Raw genomic sequence first — 19,021 nt, 5'->3', positions numbered from 1 at the left:
GACGCCGCGCCGGTGAACGTTGTTGTGAAAGGCCGCGCCGTCGCCGTTGCCTGGCGATGCGGCGGCCGATTTCGTGCTGAGCGTCCACGCGGCCCCCACCCCTAGGCGGACGTGCCGCCGATCAACTGATGCAGCTCACCAAGGACATCGTCCCAGCTAGGCATACGCTTGTCATAGGGCGCTGCGGGCTTGACCATGGGCACGGCCACGATCGGGACACCGTAGCCGGTCAGCTCACACAGCAGGTCGAGGGCGAAGTTGTCCGTGATGCCGGCCGCCCATTTGTTGATCGTGTTGACCGTCGTCGGCGCGGCGATTACGGCGTCCGCCTTCGGTAGCTCCTTGCCTTCCCCTGGCATCCGGAAATCCTTGCGCACCGGCTCACCGGTCAGTTCCTCAAGCCTGGACTGGTCGAGGAACCGTACGCCCATGGGAGTGGAGACGACTGACACCCGCCAATGAGCGTCCTGTGCCTTGACCACAAGATCTGCGACAGGTCCGGCGTGGGACGGAGCCGCACTGGTGACGACGTACAAGACGGGCACGAACGCCAGCCTAATTCGACTGCACCGTTTGTCTTTCTGCCAGGGCGGTACGCGAGGTGGTTGCCGGGACTTCCGGCCGCCGCGTCCACTGTGTGCGTCAGAAGGATCGGCGCCTATAGGGTCGACGCCTTGAGCGGCGAGAGAGCGGCGGCGGAGCATGCGGGTGACGATGACGAGCAGCGCCGCGGCAAGGGCCGGCCGCGTCAACGAGGATTTCACCGGTGCCGTGCCGACGGCGGCCGTGCTGATTGACGGCGCCGGCATCCCCGGCAGCGAAGCGATCTGCCGGCACGGCGTGGCCTGGTACGCCCGCCGCCTCGGAGGCGGCCTCCTCAGCCTCTTGTCCCACGTACGGGACCGCAGCCTTCCGGAACTGCTCGCCGAGGCCATCCAGCAGGCAACCGACGATCACCGCGACACCTGCGACGTCGCCGACCCCATCAGCCCGTCGGCGACCGTGGCCATCCTGCGCCTGTCGGACCACCTCATCGACTACCTGGTGCTCGGCGACTCGGTCATCGTGCTCGACAGAGCAGCCGATGCGCCGCTCGTCGTCTCCGACCCGCGGGAGGTGATCATCAGCCAGTCCTACCAGCCCGCGATCGAGGCCGCCGCCAAGGGTGGCGACGAGTACCACCGGCTCCTGCGAGAGTTGCGCGCCCACCGGAACCAGCCGGGTGGCTTCTGGCTGGCCAAGGACGACCCGCGGGCGGCGGACGAGGCGATCACCGGAAGCTGCCCGATCGCCAAGCTGACCGGCGCCGTCCTGCTCAGCAATGGAGCCAGCCGCATCGTGGACCGGTTCCGGCTCGCCGATTGGCCGGCGGTCCTGGCCATCCTGGCGTCGAGCGGACCCGCCGAGATCATCCATCGTGTCCGGCAGGCGGAGGCGCGCCACGCGGTGGCGGCGGACGATGCGACGATCACCCACTGCACCGGCCTCGGCGCGGCCTGACCGTCGCCGGCGGAGCCTGGGCCGGTGGTCGTTTCTGCTGGGCCGACCGGTCCCGCCGATCGGAAGTGGCCCTACCGTGGGCGGGTGACCAATGCCCCAGAAAGCGGCAACCCACCCCAAGAGGGAAGTCCGGTGCCGCCCACGCTCGCCGCCGAACTGCTGGAGATCGCCGACGCCCTCCTTCCCGGCCACTCCCTCGACTCCGCGCAGGTCACCGCGGGCAATCTCCACCACGTCGTGCTCATCCCGGGCATAGCGGCCGTACGAGTGAGCAAAAGGCCGTCGTCGGCCCAGGAGATGCCGCGCCGCATGGCGGTGCTGCGGGAGATCGCCGGCGCCGGGCTGTCCTTCGCGGTGCCGGAGCCGCTCACCCCCGTGACGCGGCTCGGCCGGCACACGGCGGTGGCCGTCTCCTGGATCGACGGTGCGCCACAGCCTGAGGGTCAGGGGGGCGACCCGGACCAGATCGGGAAATTGCTGCGCGAAGTACGCGAGATCACCGTCACGCCGCGCTTGAGGCGGCTGCTCAACTCCCCCAGGGAGAAGGGCTGGGCCGAGGTCCTGGCCGAGGGGGTGGTGCCGTACCTGCCGGACCGATGGCGGGACGAAGTCCGCGGGCGGCTGGAAGCGGCGAGTGCCTTGGAAGCCGTGCCGGATGCGCTGGTCCACGGCGACCTGGGCGGCGGCAACGTGCACTGGAGCCGGGACGGCGCGCTGATCGGCGTCCTCGACTGGGACCAGGCCCATCTGTTCGACCCGGCCGTCGACGCCGCCCTGATGGCCTGGCACGGCTGGGACATCCTCAGGAAGGCCGTGGATCCCGAGACCTACCGGCGCGCCCGCGTCTACGACGCCGTGTTCGGCGTCGGGCATCTGGTGGGGGTCCTTGACGGCCGTCCGCTGGTGAATGTCGAGGGTTTCGTGGGCAGCATCGTCGCCTGGCTTGAGCAGAACGCCTAGCTTGCGAGGGAACCCGGCTCCGGCGCCGCGTGTGGTTCAGGCCAAAATGGGACGGCGGAACGTCGCCCGCCACCGACGCCGCTCTCCGGTGCGCAGGTTCTCGATCTCACCGACCTCCAGCCCGCCGGTCGCGAACCCCGCGATCTCGGCCGGCGTCAGCGGCCACGGCGGCGGCGCGAGCACCGGCTCGCCCTCCGCCCGTCCCGACGCGATCACCAGCAGTGTGCCTCCGGGCGCCACGAAGTCCGCGATCCGCCCGATGGCCTTCTCGTGCAGCGGCTCGGGCAGCACTTGCACGGTCATGGTCTCGATTACCAGGTCGAACGCCTGCTGCCACTCCGCCGGCGGGTCCAGCAGGTCAGCGGTCACGTAGTGCACCTGACTGCCGGGGAAGCGCTCCTGCGCCAGACGTACGGCCGAGTGGCTGATGTCGAACGCGACGGTCTCGTAGCCGAGTCCCGCCACGTACTCGGCGTCGTCACCCAGCCCGGCCCCGACGACCAGCGCCCGCCCGGTGCCGGGTGTGCCCCATCCGGTCAGCAGGAGGTGCGGGGACCGCGAGTCCCAGGGCACGATCGCCTCACCGATGGCCGAAGCGGCATACAGCCGCTCGAACCACCCCGTCGCGTCGTCCTGGGCAAGGGACTCGGCGGCCAGCCTGATGGCGTCCTCGTCCGGGTCCCTCCCCGTCATCGGCAGCCCCAGGAGCACGCCGTACGGCTCGCCGCGCGCGGCCGCCACGGCCAGCTCCACCACGTCGACCCGATCGCCGAGCGGCCCGACCAGCAAGCGCTGGGCGAACACCTGCTCGTACACGTACCCTCTGCGCCGCAGCGCCACGTAGAACAGCGGCACGAGCACGCACACGCCGAGGCCGGGATGCGGGCAGAACCCGTGCAAGTGCGGCCAGTCAAGCTCCCCCGCCCGCCCGGTGACCGCGAGGGTGACGACGTCGAGGGCGGTGGCCGGCTTGCCGTGAAACTGAGTGGCCGCCGCGATGACGGCCTCGCGCTCGGCCTCCATGACGGCGCTCCATTCACCGTCCGCGATCTCATCCAGCCGGTACGACTTCCGCGCGGGCTCATCCGTCAACCGCCTGCTGACCTGCTGCGCGAGCCGCCGTTCGAGCTTGTCGCCCACCTGAACCCCCATCCCGCCGGCCAGCTCGGTGGCGTCCCAGGGCTCATCGCCGAACAATTCCGGGAGATCCTGGCTCGTCACATAGGACAGGAGGCGGCGCAGCAACCCGTCGTGCTGGATCTTCCATCGGAAGCTCTCATACAGATCACGAGCGCCACCGAGATGCGCGAAGGGGATCACGTACCGGGTCAGGTGCCAGGAGAAGGCGTACCGGACGAAGAGCTCGGCCCGTGAGGCCGTCTTCAGTCGATCGGCGCCGACGAGGGAGCGGGCCTCGGCCCAGAGCGAGTGGCGCAGCGGCCGGCACGCCTCCTCCAACCAGGTTGCCTCGCGATGCAGGAGCAGGAACATGGCCCAGTGCTCAAGCCGCCGCCACCGCCGGACGGCCAGCAGCTCCCGCACCAGGACGGCGTGCATGTCTTGCTCGCTCATCCCGATGAGCATGGGCAGTCCTACTTGGACCAGCGGCTTGCCGTTCCACGCCTTGACTGCGGCGATGCCGTACGTGGACGTCAGGCGCACCCGTGGCATGGCATCGATGCCTGCCACTCGTGCCGCGTCGGCGATCATCGCCGCCACCTGAGGGTGACCCTCCGGAGAGAACCGGAACGTCTTGTGACGGGTCCACCGCTGCCAGCGGCCCTCCACCATGAACACTGTTGCCAGCCCGGCGCCGGCGGCCACGAACCACGCCACCCAAGTAAGGCGGAACGTGACGGCCAACAGCGCCACCAGGGCGGCGAAACTCGCCATCCGGATCAGTTCGGCGAGTAACTTCACGCGGTCGGCCAGCCAGAGCGGCCACCAGAACTCCTTCAGCCAAAGCCAGGACACCCGCAACCGCGGTAATCTCACGCCGGTTTCCGCCCCTCAGAAGCCGGGGAAGAGGCGGCGAAGGTCGTCCAGGGTGAGGTCGTCGGCGACCAGGCGCACCGCGGGCGGCGTGTGCTCGGCGGCGTGACGGCCGTAGACCAGGCGCAGCCACCACTCGGCAGGGGCGGTGAGTACGGCGTCAGGCTGGGCCGGTGCGTCGGTGAGCGTCACCGACGAGCCCACCTCCAGCCCGAACGACCGCTCCGGAGCGGTGGTGCGCACGGCGATGACCGCCTGGCGGCCCCCGAGCCCTTCGGGCTTGCCGAGGAAGCCCAGCATGCCGCCCACCCGGTCCACCAGGAGGTCGGCGGCCCCCGGCGCGAGGGTCGCCGCCGGGTCGAAGGCCACCTTGACGTCCCAGGTGTGGTGGGCGAACTCGGCGAGCCGCATGCCCGCCAGCGTCTCCACGCTGGCCGGAGCGCTGGGGAACCACAATTCGACGCGGAGATCGTCGTCGGCGGTCAGCTCCTCGAAGCGCCGCACCACGTCCTCGTTCGCGGTGACGAACGCCTCCGCGCGCTCGGCGGCCGACATGCCGTCCCAACGGGCCCAGACCCCGCGGATGAACTCCATGGCGAGCGGGCCGGTGTCGTTCGCCGCGCCGTCCAGCGCGGCCAGGTTGATCTCGGCGCTGCTGCCCAGGTGGCTCAGCACCTGCGACACGTCCCACTCCGCGGCTCCGGACGGGCGAGCCAGGTCGTCGGCGCCGAAACCCCGGACCAGCGCGGTCAGCTGGCCGAGCTCGGCCCGTAGTTCCTTGACCAATTGCTCTGCCTGGTGGGTCATCGTGATCTCCTGTCAAGACGTCGGCTCCGTCACCGTATACATGGGAGCGCCGGGGGCAGGCTACTCCTGGCCGTTGAAAGTTTCACCGCCGCGAAAACAGTCATCGCAGATGGCCGGGGTCGTGCCGGTCGCGGCCATTGAGGTTCCGTGGCCGCGATGCCTACGGTGCTGGCATCCGCACGGTGATCCGCTGCAGGGAGTCCGTCATGCGCGCCCGCGTCATCCCGATTCTGATCATGGCCCTGCTCGCGCTGGTCATCCACGCTCCCGAGGCGCGCGCCCAGGTGGTGGGCGGCTTCGACTTCGCCAGAGCCGAGGTCTCGGTCACAGGGCTGCAGGTCCCGTGGGCCTTGGCGTTCCTGCCGGACGGCAGCGCGCTGGTCTCCGAGCGGAACACGGGCCGCATCATGCAGGTACGCCCCGGTCAGACACCCGCGCCGGTCGCCACGGTCAACGGGGTGAGCGCCTCGGGCGAGAGCGGCCTGCTCGGCATCGCGGTGTCGCCCTCGTACGCGCAGGACGGCTGGGTGTACGCCTACTTCACCAGCACCAGCGGAGACAACCGCCTGATCAGGCTCCAGCTCAGCGCCCCTCAGACGCAGACCGTGCTCTTCTCCGGCGTCCCGAGCGCCACCTTCCACGACGGCGGCCGCATCGCGTTCGGACCGGACGGCATGTTGTACGTCGCCACCGGCGACGCCGGCACCACCAGCAACGCCCAGAGCCTCACCAGCCCCGCCGGAAAGATCCTGCGCATGACGCCGACCGGCGGGGTCCCGTCGGGCAACCCGTTCTCCGGCTCACGCGTCTGGAGCTATGGCCACCGCAACGTGCAGGGCCTGGCCTGGGACTCCCAGGGCCGGATGTACGCCACCGAGTTCGGCCAGAACACCTGGGACGAGGTCAACCAGATCGTCGCGGGCGCCAACTACGGCTGGCCGACGTGCGAGGGCACCTGCGGCAACTCCTCCTTCCGCAACCCGATCGTCACGTGGACGACCGCCGAGGCGTCGCCGAGCGGGCTGGCGTACGCCAACAACACGCTCTTCGCCGCCGGGCTGCGGGGGCAGCGGCTCTGGGCGGTGCCCCTGACCGGCAGCGGCACGGCGGGCACCCCGGTGGCCGAGTTCCAGTCCGCGTACGGGCGGCTGCGCGCGGTCGCGGTGGGCCCGGACGGCTGGCTCTGGGTGTCGACCAGCAACCGGGACGGCCGCGGCACTCCGGTCGCCCAGGACGACCGCATCGTCCGCGTCCCGCCGGCCACGAGTGGCGGCGACACCAGCCCGCCGACCGCGCCGGCCGGCCTGACCGCGTCGGCGACGACCGCCACCGGCGCCACCCTGACGTGGACCGCCGCGACCGACAACACGGGCGTGACCGGCTACGACGTCCTGCGCGCGCCGGGCGCGTCCGGTGGCGCCTTCACGCAGGCGGGCAGCTCGGCGACCACCTCGTTCACCGACACCGGGCTGTCAGCGAGCACCACCTACCGCTACCAGGTCCGCGCCCGGGACGCGGCGGGCAACCTGTCCCCGGTGTCCGGCACGGTCACGGTCACCACCTCGGGCAGCGGCGGCAGCGGCGGATGCACGGCGACGCCGGTCACCCAGACGCAGTGGGGCGGCGGCTACGTGGTCCAGCCGGTCACCGTGACCAACACCGGCACGTCCGCGATCAGCGGGTGGACGGTGACGTTCACGCTGCCCAGCGGGCATGCCGTCACCGGCTCCTGGAACGCCGTGCTGACCACCGCCGGCCAGACGGTCACGGCCAGGAACGCCGGGCACAACGGCTCGCTCGCGCCCGGCCAGAGCACCACGTTCGGCTTCCAGGCCACCCGCCCCAGCGGCAACTCCCAACTGCCGTCCGGCTACTCGTGCGCCTGAGTCAGTCCGATCCCACGCTGATCGCCACGATGGCGTCGATCGCCAGGTTGTGCTCGTACGTCTTGCCCTCGCCGGCCGCCTCGACGGTGACCAGGGAGTCGCCCCTGCGGGTGATCTGGCCGGCGAATAGGGCGCCACTGGACAGGTGAACCTCCACCGGCCGGTCGCGGTGGCGGGCGTCGTCGAGGATCGCCGCCCACGACGTGGCGAGGCCCAGTCCCGGCGGTTCGAACGGATCGGTGTCCATCGTGCTCCTTCGTCGTCCCCGGCGCCGGGGGTCGGACGCCGTCCGTATCCCCTGCCCGCCGGAGCGGGGCACGACACGGAAAGATCGCAGAAGCGTATCCAGCGCAGGGTCGCGGCGGCGGAGCGGAAGTCGGGGTGCTTGCCCACGTCGTCGAGCGAGTGGCCGGCGATGATCTCGTTGGAGGTCGCGCACTGCTGCTCATAGTCGTCGAGCAGCCGCGACAGCGGGACGCCCTCGACCCGCATGTCGGCGTCGCGACGCATTTACTCCCTGCCCCGGCGTGAACCGGCACACCGGGGCGAAGCAGGGCGCGGCTCAGCCGGCGGCGGCGTCCTCCAGGCCCTGGATCTCGATCTTCCGCATGCCCAGCATGGCCTTCATCGCACGCTGCGCCCTGGCCGGGTCGGGGTCGCTCAGCAGCTCCTGAAGCCGGCCGGGGATGATCTGCCAGGACAGGCCGTACCGGTCCTTCAGCCAGCCGCACTGCGACTCCTCGCCGCCGTCGGTCAGCCTGGCCCACAGCTCGTCGACCTCCTTCTGCGAGCCGCAGTCCACGTACAACGAGATCGCCTCCGTGAACCCGAACTCCGGGCCGCCGTTCAGCGCGTGGAAGTGCTGCCCGGCCAGCTCGAACGAGACCACCATGGCCGTCCCTGCGGGACCGGGCCCGGCGTCGCCGTAGCGCTGGACGCTGACGATCCGCGAGTCCTCGAAGAGCGAGGTGTAGAACTCGGCCGCCTCTTCGGCCTGGTTGTCGAACCACAGGTACGTGGTGATCTTCTGTCCCATGACGCGTCTCCTCGGTGCTGATCGGTGCTTTCACGAACGCGTCGAACGAGGTCTCGCGGAATCGACAGAGCCTTCAGCGGATTTCTCAGCCGAGTTCCTCCGTCTGCCGGCTCTCCAGGAAGTCGGCGGCCGAGAGCCGCCCGTACATGATCATGAGGACGGCCACGACGGCGGTCCATCCGGTCTGGTGGGGGGCGCCCAGCCCGGCGCCGTCGTCGCCGTGGAAGTACTCGTGGAACTGGACGAGGTCGCGCCAGTGCGGGTCCTCCTGGAAGGTGCGCTGGCCTCCGTAGACCGGTCGCCGCCCGTCCTGGCCGCGCAGGAAGATGCTGGTGAGCCGGGTGGAGATCTCCTCGCTCACCTCGTAGAGATTGAGCCGCCGGCCGGAGCCCGTGGGGCACTCGACGGTGAAGTCGTCGCCGTAGAAGGCGTACAGGTGCAGCAGCGCCCGGATGATCAGCGCGTTGATCGGGAACCAGACCGGTCCCCGCCAGTTGGAGTTGCCGCCGAACATCCCGGAGTCGGACTCTGCCGGCAGGTACGCCACGCGGTACTCCCGCCCGTCCACGAAGAACGCGTACGGATGGTCGGCGTGGTGGCGCGAGAGCGACCGGATGCCGTACGGGCTCAGGAACTCCTTCTCGTCGAGCATGCGCGCCAGCACCCGCCTGAGCTTGCGCTCGTCGAGCAGGGACAACAGCCGCCGGTTCGCCACGCCGGGCCTGTCGGCGGCCGACATGCCCTCGGCCAGCGACGGATGCCGCCGCGCGAACGCCCTGACCCGGTTGAGCAGCCGGGCGTCCTGCCCTTCTGGCCGGGGCGTGAAGACGCTGGACGCGCAGAGCGGCAGCAGGCCGACCATCGAGCGCACCTTCAGGCGGGTGGCGTCGCCGCTCGGGTAGCGCAGCACGTCGTAGAAGAAGCCGTCCGTCTCGTCCCACATCTCGCCCTTGACGTCGCCGACCCGGTCGATGGAGGCGGAGATGCGCAGGAAGTGCTCGGCGAACCTGACGGCGAGATCCTCGTACGCCGGCGCCCGGTCGGACAGCTCGGCGGCCATCTGCATCATCGTCTGCGTGGAGAACGCCATCCACGCCGTGCCGTCGGCCTGGTCGAGCGTTCCGCCGGTCGGGAGCGCCGCGCTGCGGTCGAACACGCCGATGTTGTCCAGGCCGAGGAACCCGCCCTGGAAGACGTTGCGGCCCTCGGGATCCTTGCGGTTGACCCACCAGGTGAAGTTGACCACCAGCTTCTGGAAGACCCGCTCCAGGAAGTCCAGGTCGCTGTGGCCGGTGAGCCGCCGGTCCATGCTGTTGATGAAGCGCGCCGCCCAGGCGTGCACGGGCGGGTTGACGTCGCTGAACTCCCACTCGTAGGCCGGGATCTGGCCGTTCGCGTGCAGGTGCCGGTCGCACAGCAGCACCTCGATCTGGTGTTTGGCCAGGTCGATGTCCACCATGGCGAGCGCGACGGCGTGGAAGGCCAGGTCCCAGGCGGCGAACCAGGGATACTCCCACTTGTCCGGCATCAGCAGGACGTCGTCGGCGTGCAGGTCGAACCAGGAGTGGTTGCGGTTGGTCGTGCGCGTCCACGCGTCGGCGCCGTGCTCGGCCAGCCAGGTCTCGACGTCGAAGTAGTAGTACTGCTTGCTCCACAGCAGGCCGGACAGGGCCTGGCGGAGGACGAGCGTCTCGTCCTGGCTCGCGTTCGCGGGGGTGAGCGCGGCGTAGAAGGCGTCCGCCTCGGCCCGCCGCGTCCGCAGCGTCTCGTCGAAGCCGGCGCCGAGCGGGTCGCGGACGGCGTGCTCATCGTCGACGGCGCTCAGCCGCACCCGCACGGTCGCCTCCCCGTGCGCGGGGACGGTCAGCGTGTGGTGGACGGCGGCCTTGGTGCCGGTGCGGCCGGGGTTCACCGCGCCGTCCTCGCCGCCGACGACGTGCCGGCCGATGCCGTCCTTGACGTACGGCCCGGCGTTCGCGCCGCCGAACAGGCGCTCGTTGTTGCTCTCGTTCTCGGTGAACAGCAGCGGCACGTCGGCCGCGCAGTACAGCCGGTACGCCCCCAGCTCCTGATGCTCGGCCCGGATCACGCCGGGCTCGGCGGCCCGCATCGCCGGCTTGGCCGTCCCGTGCGCCCACGACCAGGTGTTGCGGAACCAGAGCGTCGGCAGGACGTGGACGGTGGCCGCCTCGGGCCCCCGGTTGGCCACCGTGACCTGGACGAGCAGGTCACCGGGGTCGGCCTTGGCGTATTCGGCGAAGACGTCGAAGTAGCGGTCGCCGTCGAAGACGCCCGTCTCCAGCAGCTCGTACTCGAAGGCGTGCCGGTCGCGGGCCGCGCTGGTGGCGACGAGGTCGTTGTAGGGGAACGGGGCCTGCGGATACTTGTACAGGTAGCGCATGTAGGAGTGGGTCGGGGTGTTGTCGAGGTAGAAGTAGTACTCCTTGGGGTCCTCGCCGTGGTTGCCCTCGCCGTTGGTCAGTCCGAAGGGCCGCTCCTTCAGGATCGGGTCCTTGCCGTTCCACAGGGCCAGCGACAGGCACAACCGCTGCTTGTCGTCGCTGACCCCGCCGAGGCCGTCCTCGCCCCAGCGGTAGGCCCGGGAACGGGCGTGGTCGTGCGGGAAGTAGTTCCACGCGTCGCCGTTGAGGCTGTAGTCCTCGCGGACCGTGCCCCATTGCCGCTCGCTCAGGTAGGGCCCCCACTGGCGCCATGGCGCGTCCGGAGCGGGCGACTGCCGTAGTCGTTCTCGTTCTGCATCCATGGGCGCAGCATGCGCCGCCGACGGGGGGCTGTCATCAGTCGCGAGCGCCACCCGGCAGCGCCTTTTCGTAACAGCGGGTCAGCGGGGCGTCGACGTATGTGCCGTACGGCTCGGTCAGCGTGTACGCGTACTTCTCGTACAGCGCGATGGCCTCGGGCTGCCGCACCCCGGTGGCCAGCCGGAGCCGCAGGTAGCCCTGCTTGCCGGCCAGCTCCTCCAGCGCCGACAGCAGTGTCCTGGCGATGCCCCTGCCCCGGTATCCGGGCACCACGTACATCCGTTTGAGCTCACCGGTGACCGCGTCCACAGGCTGCACGGCTCCGCACCCGACGGCGCGGCCGTCCACGGACGCCACCAGGAACCTGGCCTCCGCCCGCACCTGCGAGCGCCCCTCCAGCCCGTAACGGGCCACCAGCTCGGCGAACGCCGCGTCGAGCAGCACGCCGAGCTCCCCGTCCGTGGCCGCTCGCTCCTCGATCAGCATGCTGGCATGGTACGAGCCGCCCGGCTCGCGGCACATGTCATCAAAGGCCGAGCACCCGGGCGGGCTCGGCGATGACCTGCTGGATGATCAGGCCGGCGGCGCCCAGCACGGCGGCGTCCGCGCCGATCCCCGAGACGACGAGAGGGGGCGGTGTGCCGCGCATCAGCCCCAGACGGGCGGCCAGGCCATCCCCGACCGGCCCTTCGAGCCAGGCGAACAGCGGCGCGAAGATCCCGCCGAGCACGATCCGGCCGGGATCCAGCAGGTGGACGGCCGAGGTGAGCGCCACGCCGAGCGCGTGCCCGGCCCGCTCGCACGCCTCCAGGGCGCGCGGGTCACCCGACTCCAGCCGCTCCACCAGCGACGCCACCGAGGCCGTCCCGCCGAGCAGGGCGTCCTGTCCCGCGTACACCTCCAGGCAGCCCCGCCCGCCGCACCGGCACGCGGGCCCGTCGGGCACGACGACGACGTGGCCGAGCTCGCCCGCCAGTCCGAACGTGCCCTTGAACAGCGTCCCGTCCACCACGAGCCCGGCGCCGACGCCGATCTCGCCCGACACGTACAGGAAGTCCGTCGCCCGGGAGCCGAACCACAACTCGCCGAGCGCCGCCAGGTTCGCCTCGTTGTCGATCGCCAGGGGCAGGTCGAACAGGTCCGCCACGCGCACGTCCCGCCAGCCCAGGTGCGGCGCGCTGCGCAGCACGCCGCCCTCGACCGTGCCGGGGACGGCCAGGGCCGCGCCGATGACGGTCAGCCCGGCCTGCTCGGCCTCCTCCGTGATCTCCTTGACCAGCTCGCGCAGCCCCCGCAGGATGCCGGCCGGGTGGGAGTTGCGGTTGTCGGCGGGCCGGGTCCTGCGCAGCCGTACGGTCCTGGTGACGTCGACCACGCACGCCGCGAGGTAGTCGATGTTGATCTCCAGGCCGAGCGTGGCCACCCGGTGCCCGCTCAGGGTCACCGCCACGCCGGGCCGCCCGCGCTCGCCGGCCCGCACCGCCCCGCTCTCGCTCACCACCCCCGCCTCCAGCAGGTCGGAGACCAGGCTGGACACGGTGGTCTTGGTCAGCCCGGTCATCTCAGCGAGCGCCGCGCGGGTGTGCGGTCCTGATCGGTGAAGTGTCCCCAAGACTACGGCCAAGTTTCGGGCGCGCATGGAATCATGCCGCACACCTCTTGACGACACTGTGCTCACCTCCTCAGGATTATGTACAGATTATGGACTAAACACTCGGAGCGCAGCTAGATGACCTCATTCACCCCGACCACCGACGACCGCTTCACCTTCGGCCTCTGGACCGTGGGCTGGCAGGCCCGCGACCCGTTCGGCGACGCCTCCCGGCCCGCGCTCGACCCGGTCGAGAGCGTGCACCGCCTGGCCGAGCTGGGCGCGCACGGCGTCACCTTCCACGACGACGACCTGCTCGCCGTCGAGCCCGACCGGGACAAGGCCATCGCCGCGTTCAGGAAGGCGCTGGACGAGACCGGCATGAAGGTGCCGATGGCCACCACGAACCTGTTCACCCACCCGGTGTTCAAGGACGGCGCCTTCACCAGCAACGACCGCGACGTGCGCCGCTACGCGCTGCGCAAGGTGATCAGGAACATCGACCTGGCCGCCTCGCTCGGCGCCACCACCTACGTCTGCTGGGGCGGGCGCGAGGGCGCGGAATCCGACGCCGCCAAGGACGTCAAGGCCGCTTTCGAGCGCTACAAGGAGGGCCTCGACCTGCTCTGCTCGTACGTCCGCGAGCGCGGCTACGACATCCGCTTCGCCATCGAGCCCAAGCCGAACGAGCCCCGCGGCGACATCCTGCTGCCGACCATCGGCCACGCCCTGGCGCTCATCAACGAGCTGGAGCACCCTGAGATGGTGGGCCTCAACCCCGAGGTCGGCCACGAGCAGATGGCCGGGCTCAACTTCGTGCACGGCATCGCCCAGGCCCTCTGGCACGGCAAGCTCTTCCACATCGACCTCAACGGCCAGCACGGCCCGAAGTACGACCAGGACCTGATCTTCGGCCACGGCGACCTCAAGAGCGCCTTCTTCCTGGTGGACCTCCTGGAGAACGGCGGCTACGACGGCCCGCGCCACTTCGACTACAAGCCGCTGCGCACCGAGGACGCGCAGGACGTGTGGGACTCGGCCGCGGCCAACATGCGCACCTACCTGATCCTCAAGGAGAAGTCGCGCGCCTACCGGGCCGACCCCGAGGTGCAGGACGCCCTGCGCGCCTCCCGGGTGGACGAGCTCGCCCAGCCCACCCTCGCGGCCGGCGAGACCTGGCGGGACCTGGCCAAGGACGACTTCGACCCCGAGGTGGCGGCCAAGCGCGGCTTCCACTTCACCCGGCTCAACCAGCTCGCCCTTGAACACCTCATGGGGGTACGTGGATGATCCAACCCATCAGCGTCCAGCTCTACACCGTCAGGGAGTCCTTAGCCGCCGACCGCGACGGCACCCTGCGCATGATCGCGGAGGCCGGCTACCGCGCCGTGGAGCCCTTCGATCCGACAACCGATCCCGAGGGCTTCCGGCGGGTCGCCGACGACCTCGGGCTGAGCGTGTCGAGCACGCACGCGTACGCGCTGCTCAGCCAGGAGCCCGCGGAGGTCTTCGACGCGATCGCCACGGTCGGCACCGACCTGGTGATCGTGCCCGGCGGCATCGCGGAGGAGGAGTTCACCGGCCACGACGGCCTCGCGCGCACCGCCGACCTGCTGAACGGCCTGGCCGAGCAGGCCGCCGGGCACGGGATGCGGATCGGCTACCACAACCACTGGTGGGAGATCGAGCCCCAGGTGGACGGCCGGCACGCGCTCGAAGTGCTGGCCGGCCTGCTCGCCCCTGAGGTGTTCCTGGAGATCGACACCTACTGGGCGGCGGTGGGCGGCGCCGAGGTGCCCGGCCTGCTCGGCCGCCTCGGCGACCGCGTGCTGGCGCTGCACGTCAAGGACGGGCCGGTGGTCAAGGGCGAGCCGCACACCGCGGTGGGCCGGGGCGTCATGCCCGTGCCCGAGATCCTGGCCGCCGCGCCCGGCGCCTGGCGCGTCGTCGAGCTCGACGAGTGCGCGACCGACGTCTTCACCGCGCTCGCGGACAGCCACGCCTACCTCACCTCCTTGGAGGGCTCTTGAGCAACGGCCCCGTCGGCGTCGCCCTGGTCGGCGCCGGAGTGATCAGCGGGGAGTACCTCCGCAACCTCGGCGCCTTCCCCGACGTGCGCGTGCTCGGCCTGGCGGACCTCGACACCGGCCGGGCCGCCCAGGTCGCGCGCGAGCACGGCGTGCCCGTGTCCGGCGACCTCGCCACGGTCCTGGCCGTGCCCGAGGTCGAGATCGTGGTCAACCTGACCGTCCCGTCCGCGCACGCGGCGGTCGCGCTGGAGTGCCTGCGCGCGGGCAAGCACGTGTACGGCGAGAAGCCCCTGGCGATGGACGTCGACGAGGGCGCCAAGGTCATGGCGGAGGCCGCCGGCCTCGGCTTACGGGTCGGCGGCGCCCCCGACACCTTCCTCGGTCCCGGGCTCCAGTCGGCGGTGCACGCCCTGCGCTCCGGCCTCATCGGCGAGCCGGTCGCCGTCACGGCGGCTACGCAGAGCCTCGGCCCCGAGTCCTGGCATCCCAATCCCGAGTTCTTCTACCAGCCCGGCGGGGGCCCGCTCTTCGACCTGGGCCCCTACTACCTGACCGCCCTGGTGTCCCTGCTCGGTCCCGTCAGCCGGGTGGCGGCGAGCACGCGCAGGGCGCGCGCCGAGCGGGTCGTCGGCTCGGGCCCCAAGGCGGGCACCGTCTTCCCGGTCGACGTCCCGACCCACGTCAACGCCCTGCTGGACTTCCCCGGCTCGGCCACGGCGGCCGCCACGTTCAGCTTCGACTCCTCCGTCAGCCGCCGGATCATCGAGATCATCGGCACCGAGGGCGCCCTGTCCCTGCCCGACCCGAACACCTTCGCCGGCCCGCTGCTGGTCCGTGACCTGTACGAAAGCGACTGGCGCGAGCTGCCGGTGCCCGCCACCACGGCGAGCCGGGGCATCGGCGTGCTGGACCTGGCCAGGTCACTGCGCGCGGGCACGCCGCACCGCGCCTCCGGCGATCTGGCCCACCACGTGCTGGAGCTCATGTCCGCCATCGCGGAGTCGAGCGAGCGCGCCGAGTTCCGCTCCATCGCCTCCACCACGACCGCCCCCGAACCGCTGCCGGCCGACTGGGATCCGTACGCCGCGACCCTGTCCTGACCCCCGGGCTGCGGCGGCGGGAGCGCCGCCCAGCCCTTCTCTTCGAGCAGGATTGATTACCTTAAGTTATATCAGCCTTACACAGGGGCATCTTCCACAGACCTTGGGGCATGACTACTTTACGTAATCGCGTGATTACGCATAAGCCCGAAGGTGGTCCCATGCGTGTCCTGATCCAGCTCCGCCCCGCCGCCGGCGTCGTCGCCTCGGTGATCGATCCAACCGTCGCCTCCACGGTCGCCGATGTTGTCACCGACCTGCCAGGGGTCCAGCTCGACCAGGTGTTCACCCCCGTGCCGGTGCCACGTCCCGTCTCCCCGCACGGCCTGTCGCCGCACCAGCGGGTGCGCTTCTCCTTCGCCGCCGAGGACGCCTCCGTGCTGGTGCGCGGCGAGATTCCCGACGCCGAGGTGGCGACCAGGGCCTCGTTGCTGCAGTCGGCGGTCCGCGAGGTGACCGGTGTGTTCGCCGACCCGGCCGTCGAGCCGGTCATCACCTGCGGCGGCGACCGGCCCGTCGGCGACTGGCGCGACGTCCGGCGGCTCCTGCACGTCTCCGACCTGTGGGCGAAGGGCCACGACGGCTCCGGCGTGGCCCTCGCCATCGTCGACACCGGCATCAACGCCGAGCACGTCGGCGCGCGGCTCGGCGAGGACGTCATCATCGACGCGGAGCGGAGCTGGAGCCCGCCCGGCGTGGCCAAGACGCCAGGGGCCTACGAGGTCGACCACGGCTCCATGTGCGCCTTCGACGCCTTGCTCGCCGCCCCCAAGGCGACCCTGCTCGACATCGCCCTGCTGCAGAGCCAGGGCTCCGGGCTCGGTGGGTTCCTGTCCGACGCGATCGCGGCCTACGCCCACCTGCGCGGCGTCATCGACGCCATGCCGGAGGCGTCGAGGTCCCTGGTGGTCAGCAACAGCTGGGGCACGTTCTCGCCCGCCGGCGACTTCCCGCCCGGGCATCCGGGCAACTACTCCGACAATCCCGCGCACCCGTTCAACGTGATCGTCGGGAGCCTGGAGGACGCGGGCGCCGACATCCTGTTCGCGGCGGGCAACTGCGGCCGCGAGTGCCCCGACCGCAGGTGCGGCTACGCCGACCGCCCGATCATCGGCGCCAACAGCCACCCCGGCGTCCTGTCCGTCGCCGGCGTCGACACCCGCAGGCGGCGGGTCGGCTACTCCTCGCAGGGCCCCGGCCGGCTCTCCGACCGCAAGCCCGACATCGCCGCCTACACGCACTTCGCCGGCTCGCAGGCCGTCGGCGCCGCCGACACCGGCACCTCCGCCGCCTGCCCCGCGGCCGCCGGCGTGGTCGCCGCGCTGCGCACCCACCGGGCCGCCACCCGGCTCTCCCCCGACCAGCTCCGCACGCTGCTGCACCGCACCGCCGACGACCGCAGCACGGTGGGCTTCGACCACGACTACGGCTATGGCGTCATCGACCCGGCCGGCGTCCTGGCCGCCCTCGGCAGGCAGAACAGCCCGCGCGCGGCCTGAGCCCGGGGCAACGCGTTGGCTTGAGCCGGGCGGACCCGCAAGAATGGCGCGATGGCTGAAAGTGCCGAGACCGACTGGGTCTCTAGGTTCGCGGACGAGGTGATCTCCGAGGCGGAGAGACGCGCTCCCGGCAAACCCATCGTCTGCGCCTCCGGGCTGAGCCCGTCGGGCCCCATCCACCTGGGCAACCTGCGCGAGGTCATGACGCCCCACCTGGTCGCCGACGAGATCCGGCGGCGCGGGCTGGAGTGCGTGCACCTGCTGTCCTGGGACGACTACGACCGCTTCCGCAGGGTTCCGGCGGGCATCGACCCCGGCTGGGCCGAGCACATCGGCAAGCCGCTCACCTCGGTGCCCGCTCCGCCCGGGAGCCCGCACGCCAACTGGGCCGAGCACTTCAAGGCGCCGATGACCGAGGCCCTGGCGGCGCTGGGCGTCGACTACCGCGGCATCAGCCAGACCGAGCAGTACACGTCGGGGGCCTACCGGGAGCAGATCCTGCTGGCCGTGCGCGAGCGGGCGGCGATCGACGGCGTGCTCGCGCGTTACCGGACCAAGCAGGTGGAGACGTACTTTCCGTACAAGCCCTACTGCGACCTGTGCGAGCGTGACCTGACGACGGTCACCGCGTACGACGAGGAGACGACCGAGCTGGCCTACACCTGCGAGTGCGGGTTCGGCGAGACCGTGCGGCTGGCCGAGCACGACCGCGGCAAGCTCGTGTGGAAGGTCGACTGGCCGATGCGCTGGGCGTACGAGGGGGTGGTGTTCGAGCCGTCAGGGGTCGACCACCATTCTCCCGGCTCGGCGTGGATCGTCGGCGGGGAGCTCGTGGGCGCGGTGTTCGGCGGCACGCGGCCCATCGGCCCGATGTACGCCTTCGTCGGCATCACCGGCATGGCCAAGATGAGCAGCTCCAAGGGCGACGTGCCGACGCCGGCCGACGCGCTGCAGATCATGGAGGCGCCGGTGCTGCGCTGGCTCTACGCCCGCCGCAAGCCCGCCCAGTCCTTCAAGGTCGCCTTCGACCAGGAGATCCAGCGGCTCTACGACGAGTGGGACGCCCTGGGCCGCAAGGTCGCCGCCGGCCAGGCCCAGCCCGCCGAGCTGGCCGCCCACCACCGCGCGGTGAGCACGGACGCGGGCCCGCTGCCTGCCACCCCGCGCCCGCTCCCCTACCGGACGCTGGCCTCCATCGTGGACATCACGACCGGGCACCCCGACCAGACCCTGCGCATCCTGCGCGACCTCGACGGCGTCGAGGCCCTCGACGAGGCCCGCCCCCGCCTGGACCGGGCGCAGCGCTGGGTCGACGACCACGTGCCCGCCGACCAGCGCACCCGCGTGCGCGAGGCGCCGGACCAGGAGCTGCTCGACTCGCTCGGGGGCGGCGAGCGCGAGTCGTTGCGGCTGCTGGCCGACGGCCTGGACGACTGGTCGCTCGACGGCCTCACCACGCTCGTCTACGGCGTGCCGAAGCTCCAGGCCGGGCTGGCGGCCGACGCCGCGGCGACGCCCGAGCTGAAGGCGGCGCAGCGGGCCTTCTTCGCGCTGCTCTACACCCTGCTCGTCGGCCGCGACACCGGGCCGCGGCTGCCCACGCTGCTGCTGGCGGTGGGCGCCGACCGGGTCCGCAAGCTCATCGGGGCCTGAACGTACCGAATTGCTGTGAACACAGCGGGCTTGTATTTCGAAGCCGGATTCACAGCAATAGTGCATGACGTCATTATTGGGAAGGGTTTGGAACGGTTTACACAATTGATATGCGCTCGTCCTCTTCGCGTGATCGTGCTCGCCCCAATCCGGCCGCCGCGAGCACGGCCACGCCAAGATCGAATGGACGATTGCCCAGCTAGAT

At 71.1% G+C, this 19,021-nt stretch carries 16 protein-coding genes; 8 read left to right on the top strand and 8 right to left on the bottom strand.

What is annotated here, in order from left to right:
• Positions 1-101: 101 nt before the first annotated feature.
• Positions 102-704: a flavoprotein gene (locus tag ACWD0F_RS30040; protein WP_449881141.1), complete on the bottom strand. Its 603-nt coding sequence runs from the start codon at positions 702-704 to the stop codon at positions 102-104.
• Between the two features lie 4 nt (positions 705-708).
• Between ACWD0F_RS30040 and ACWD0F_RS30035 the strand changes: the two genes are divergently transcribed.
• Positions 709-1,500, top strand: coding sequence for an integrase (locus tag ACWD0F_RS30035; protein ID WP_449881139.1), 792 nt, complete (start codon positions 709-711; stop codon positions 1,498-1,500).
• A 132-nt stretch (positions 1,501-1,632) separates the two neighbouring features.
• Complete coding sequence (locus ACWD0F_RS30030; protein WP_449881137.1) at positions 1,633-2,460, top strand: phosphotransferase; 828 nt, start codon at positions 1,633-1,635, stop codon at positions 2,458-2,460.
• Between the two features lie 36 nt (positions 2,461-2,496).
• Here the strand turns inward: ACWD0F_RS30030 and ACWD0F_RS30025 are convergent, their stop codons facing one another.
• Together ACWD0F_RS30025 and ACWD0F_RS30020 are read right to left on the bottom strand one after the other, a co-directional pair.
• A complete protein-coding gene (locus ACWD0F_RS30025) occupies positions 2,497-4,434 on the bottom strand; it encodes a class I SAM-dependent methyltransferase (RefSeq protein WP_449881135.1) in 1,938 nt (645 codons plus the stop codon).
• 36 nt (positions 4,435-4,470) lie between these two features.
• Positions 4,471-5,259 carry a maleylpyruvate isomerase family mycothiol-dependent enzyme gene (locus tag ACWD0F_RS30020; RefSeq protein WP_449881133.1) on the bottom strand — a complete coding sequence of 263 codons (789 nt, stop codon included), beginning with the start codon at positions 5,257-5,259 and terminating at the stop codon, positions 4,471-4,473.
• 206 nt (positions 5,260-5,465) lie between these two features.
• On the opposite strand from ACWD0F_RS30020, the gene ACWD0F_RS30015 reads away from it, so the two are divergent.
• Positions 5,466-7,145 carry a PQQ-dependent sugar dehydrogenase gene (locus ACWD0F_RS30015; protein ID WP_449881131.1) on the top strand — a complete coding sequence of 560 codons (1,680 nt, stop codon included), beginning with the start codon at positions 5,466-5,468 and terminating at the stop codon, positions 7,143-7,145.
• Between the two features lies 1 nt (position 7,146).
• Here ACWD0F_RS30015 and ACWD0F_RS30010 read toward each other — a convergent pair whose 3' ends face one another.
• The 5 genes from ACWD0F_RS30010 to ACWD0F_RS29990 form a co-directional block, all read right to left on the bottom strand.
• Positions 7,147-7,392: a hypothetical protein gene (locus tag ACWD0F_RS30010; RefSeq protein ID WP_449881129.1), complete on the bottom strand. Its 246-nt coding sequence runs from the start codon at positions 7,390-7,392 to the stop codon at positions 7,147-7,149.
• 315 nt (positions 7,393-7,707) lie between these two features.
• The gene (locus tag ACWD0F_RS30005) at positions 7,708-8,181 is read right to left on the bottom strand and encodes a VOC family protein (protein ID WP_449881127.1); all 474 of its coding nucleotides are present in this window, start codon (positions 8,179-8,181) and stop codon (positions 7,708-7,710) included.
• An 85-nt stretch (positions 8,182-8,266) separates the two neighbouring features.
• Positions 8,267-10,945, bottom strand: coding sequence for an MGH1-like glycoside hydrolase domain-containing protein (locus ACWD0F_RS30000; protein ID WP_449881125.1), 2,679 nt, complete (start codon positions 10,943-10,945; stop codon positions 8,267-8,269).
• 34 nt (positions 10,946-10,979) lie between these two features.
• Positions 10,980-11,429: a GNAT family N-acetyltransferase gene (locus tag ACWD0F_RS29995; protein WP_449881123.1), complete on the bottom strand. Its 450-nt coding sequence runs from the start codon at positions 11,427-11,429 to the stop codon at positions 10,980-10,982.
• A gap of 40 nt (positions 11,430-11,469) precedes the next feature.
• Positions 11,470-12,582 carry an ROK family protein gene (locus ACWD0F_RS29990; protein WP_449881121.1) on the bottom strand — a complete coding sequence of 371 codons (1,113 nt, stop codon included), beginning with the start codon at positions 12,580-12,582 and terminating at the stop codon, positions 11,470-11,472.
• A gap of 90 nt (positions 12,583-12,672) precedes the next feature.
• On the opposite strand from ACWD0F_RS29990, the gene xylA reads away from it, so the two are divergent.
• The 5 genes from xylA (at position 12,673) to lysS (ending at position 18,816) form a co-directional block, all read left to right on the top strand.
• Entirely contained in the window at positions 12,673-13,824 is a 1,152-nt protein-coding gene (gene xylA / locus ACWD0F_RS29985) for a xylose isomerase (protein ID WP_449881119.1), read from the top strand.
• Positions 13,821-14,564 carry a sugar phosphate isomerase/epimerase family protein gene (locus tag ACWD0F_RS29980; RefSeq protein WP_449881117.1) on the top strand — a complete coding sequence of 248 codons (744 nt, stop codon included), beginning with the start codon at positions 13,821-13,823 and terminating at the stop codon, positions 14,562-14,564. Before xylA ends, ACWD0F_RS29980 begins: the two co-directional genes overlap by 4 nt.
• Positions 14,561-15,664, top strand: coding sequence for a Gfo/Idh/MocA family protein (locus ACWD0F_RS29975; RefSeq protein ID WP_449881115.1), 1,104 nt, complete (start codon positions 14,561-14,563; stop codon positions 15,662-15,664). Before ACWD0F_RS29980 ends, ACWD0F_RS29975 begins: the two co-directional genes overlap by 4 nt.
• Before the next feature lie 161 nt (positions 15,665-15,825).
• Complete coding sequence (locus tag ACWD0F_RS29970; RefSeq protein WP_449881113.1) at positions 15,826-17,163, top strand: S8 family serine peptidase; 1,338 nt, start codon at positions 15,826-15,828, stop codon at positions 17,161-17,163.
• Positions 17,164-17,214: 51 nt separating this feature from the next.
• Positions 17,215-18,816, top strand: coding sequence for a lysine--tRNA ligase (gene lysS, locus ACWD0F_RS29965; RefSeq protein ID WP_449881111.1), 1,602 nt, complete (start codon positions 17,215-17,217; stop codon positions 18,814-18,816).
• Positions 18,817-19,021: the final 205 nt, after the last annotated feature.

The organism is Nonomuraea sp. NPDC002799, from assembly GCF_053592075.1.
This window is presented reverse-complemented; position numbering and strand designations above follow the sequence as displayed.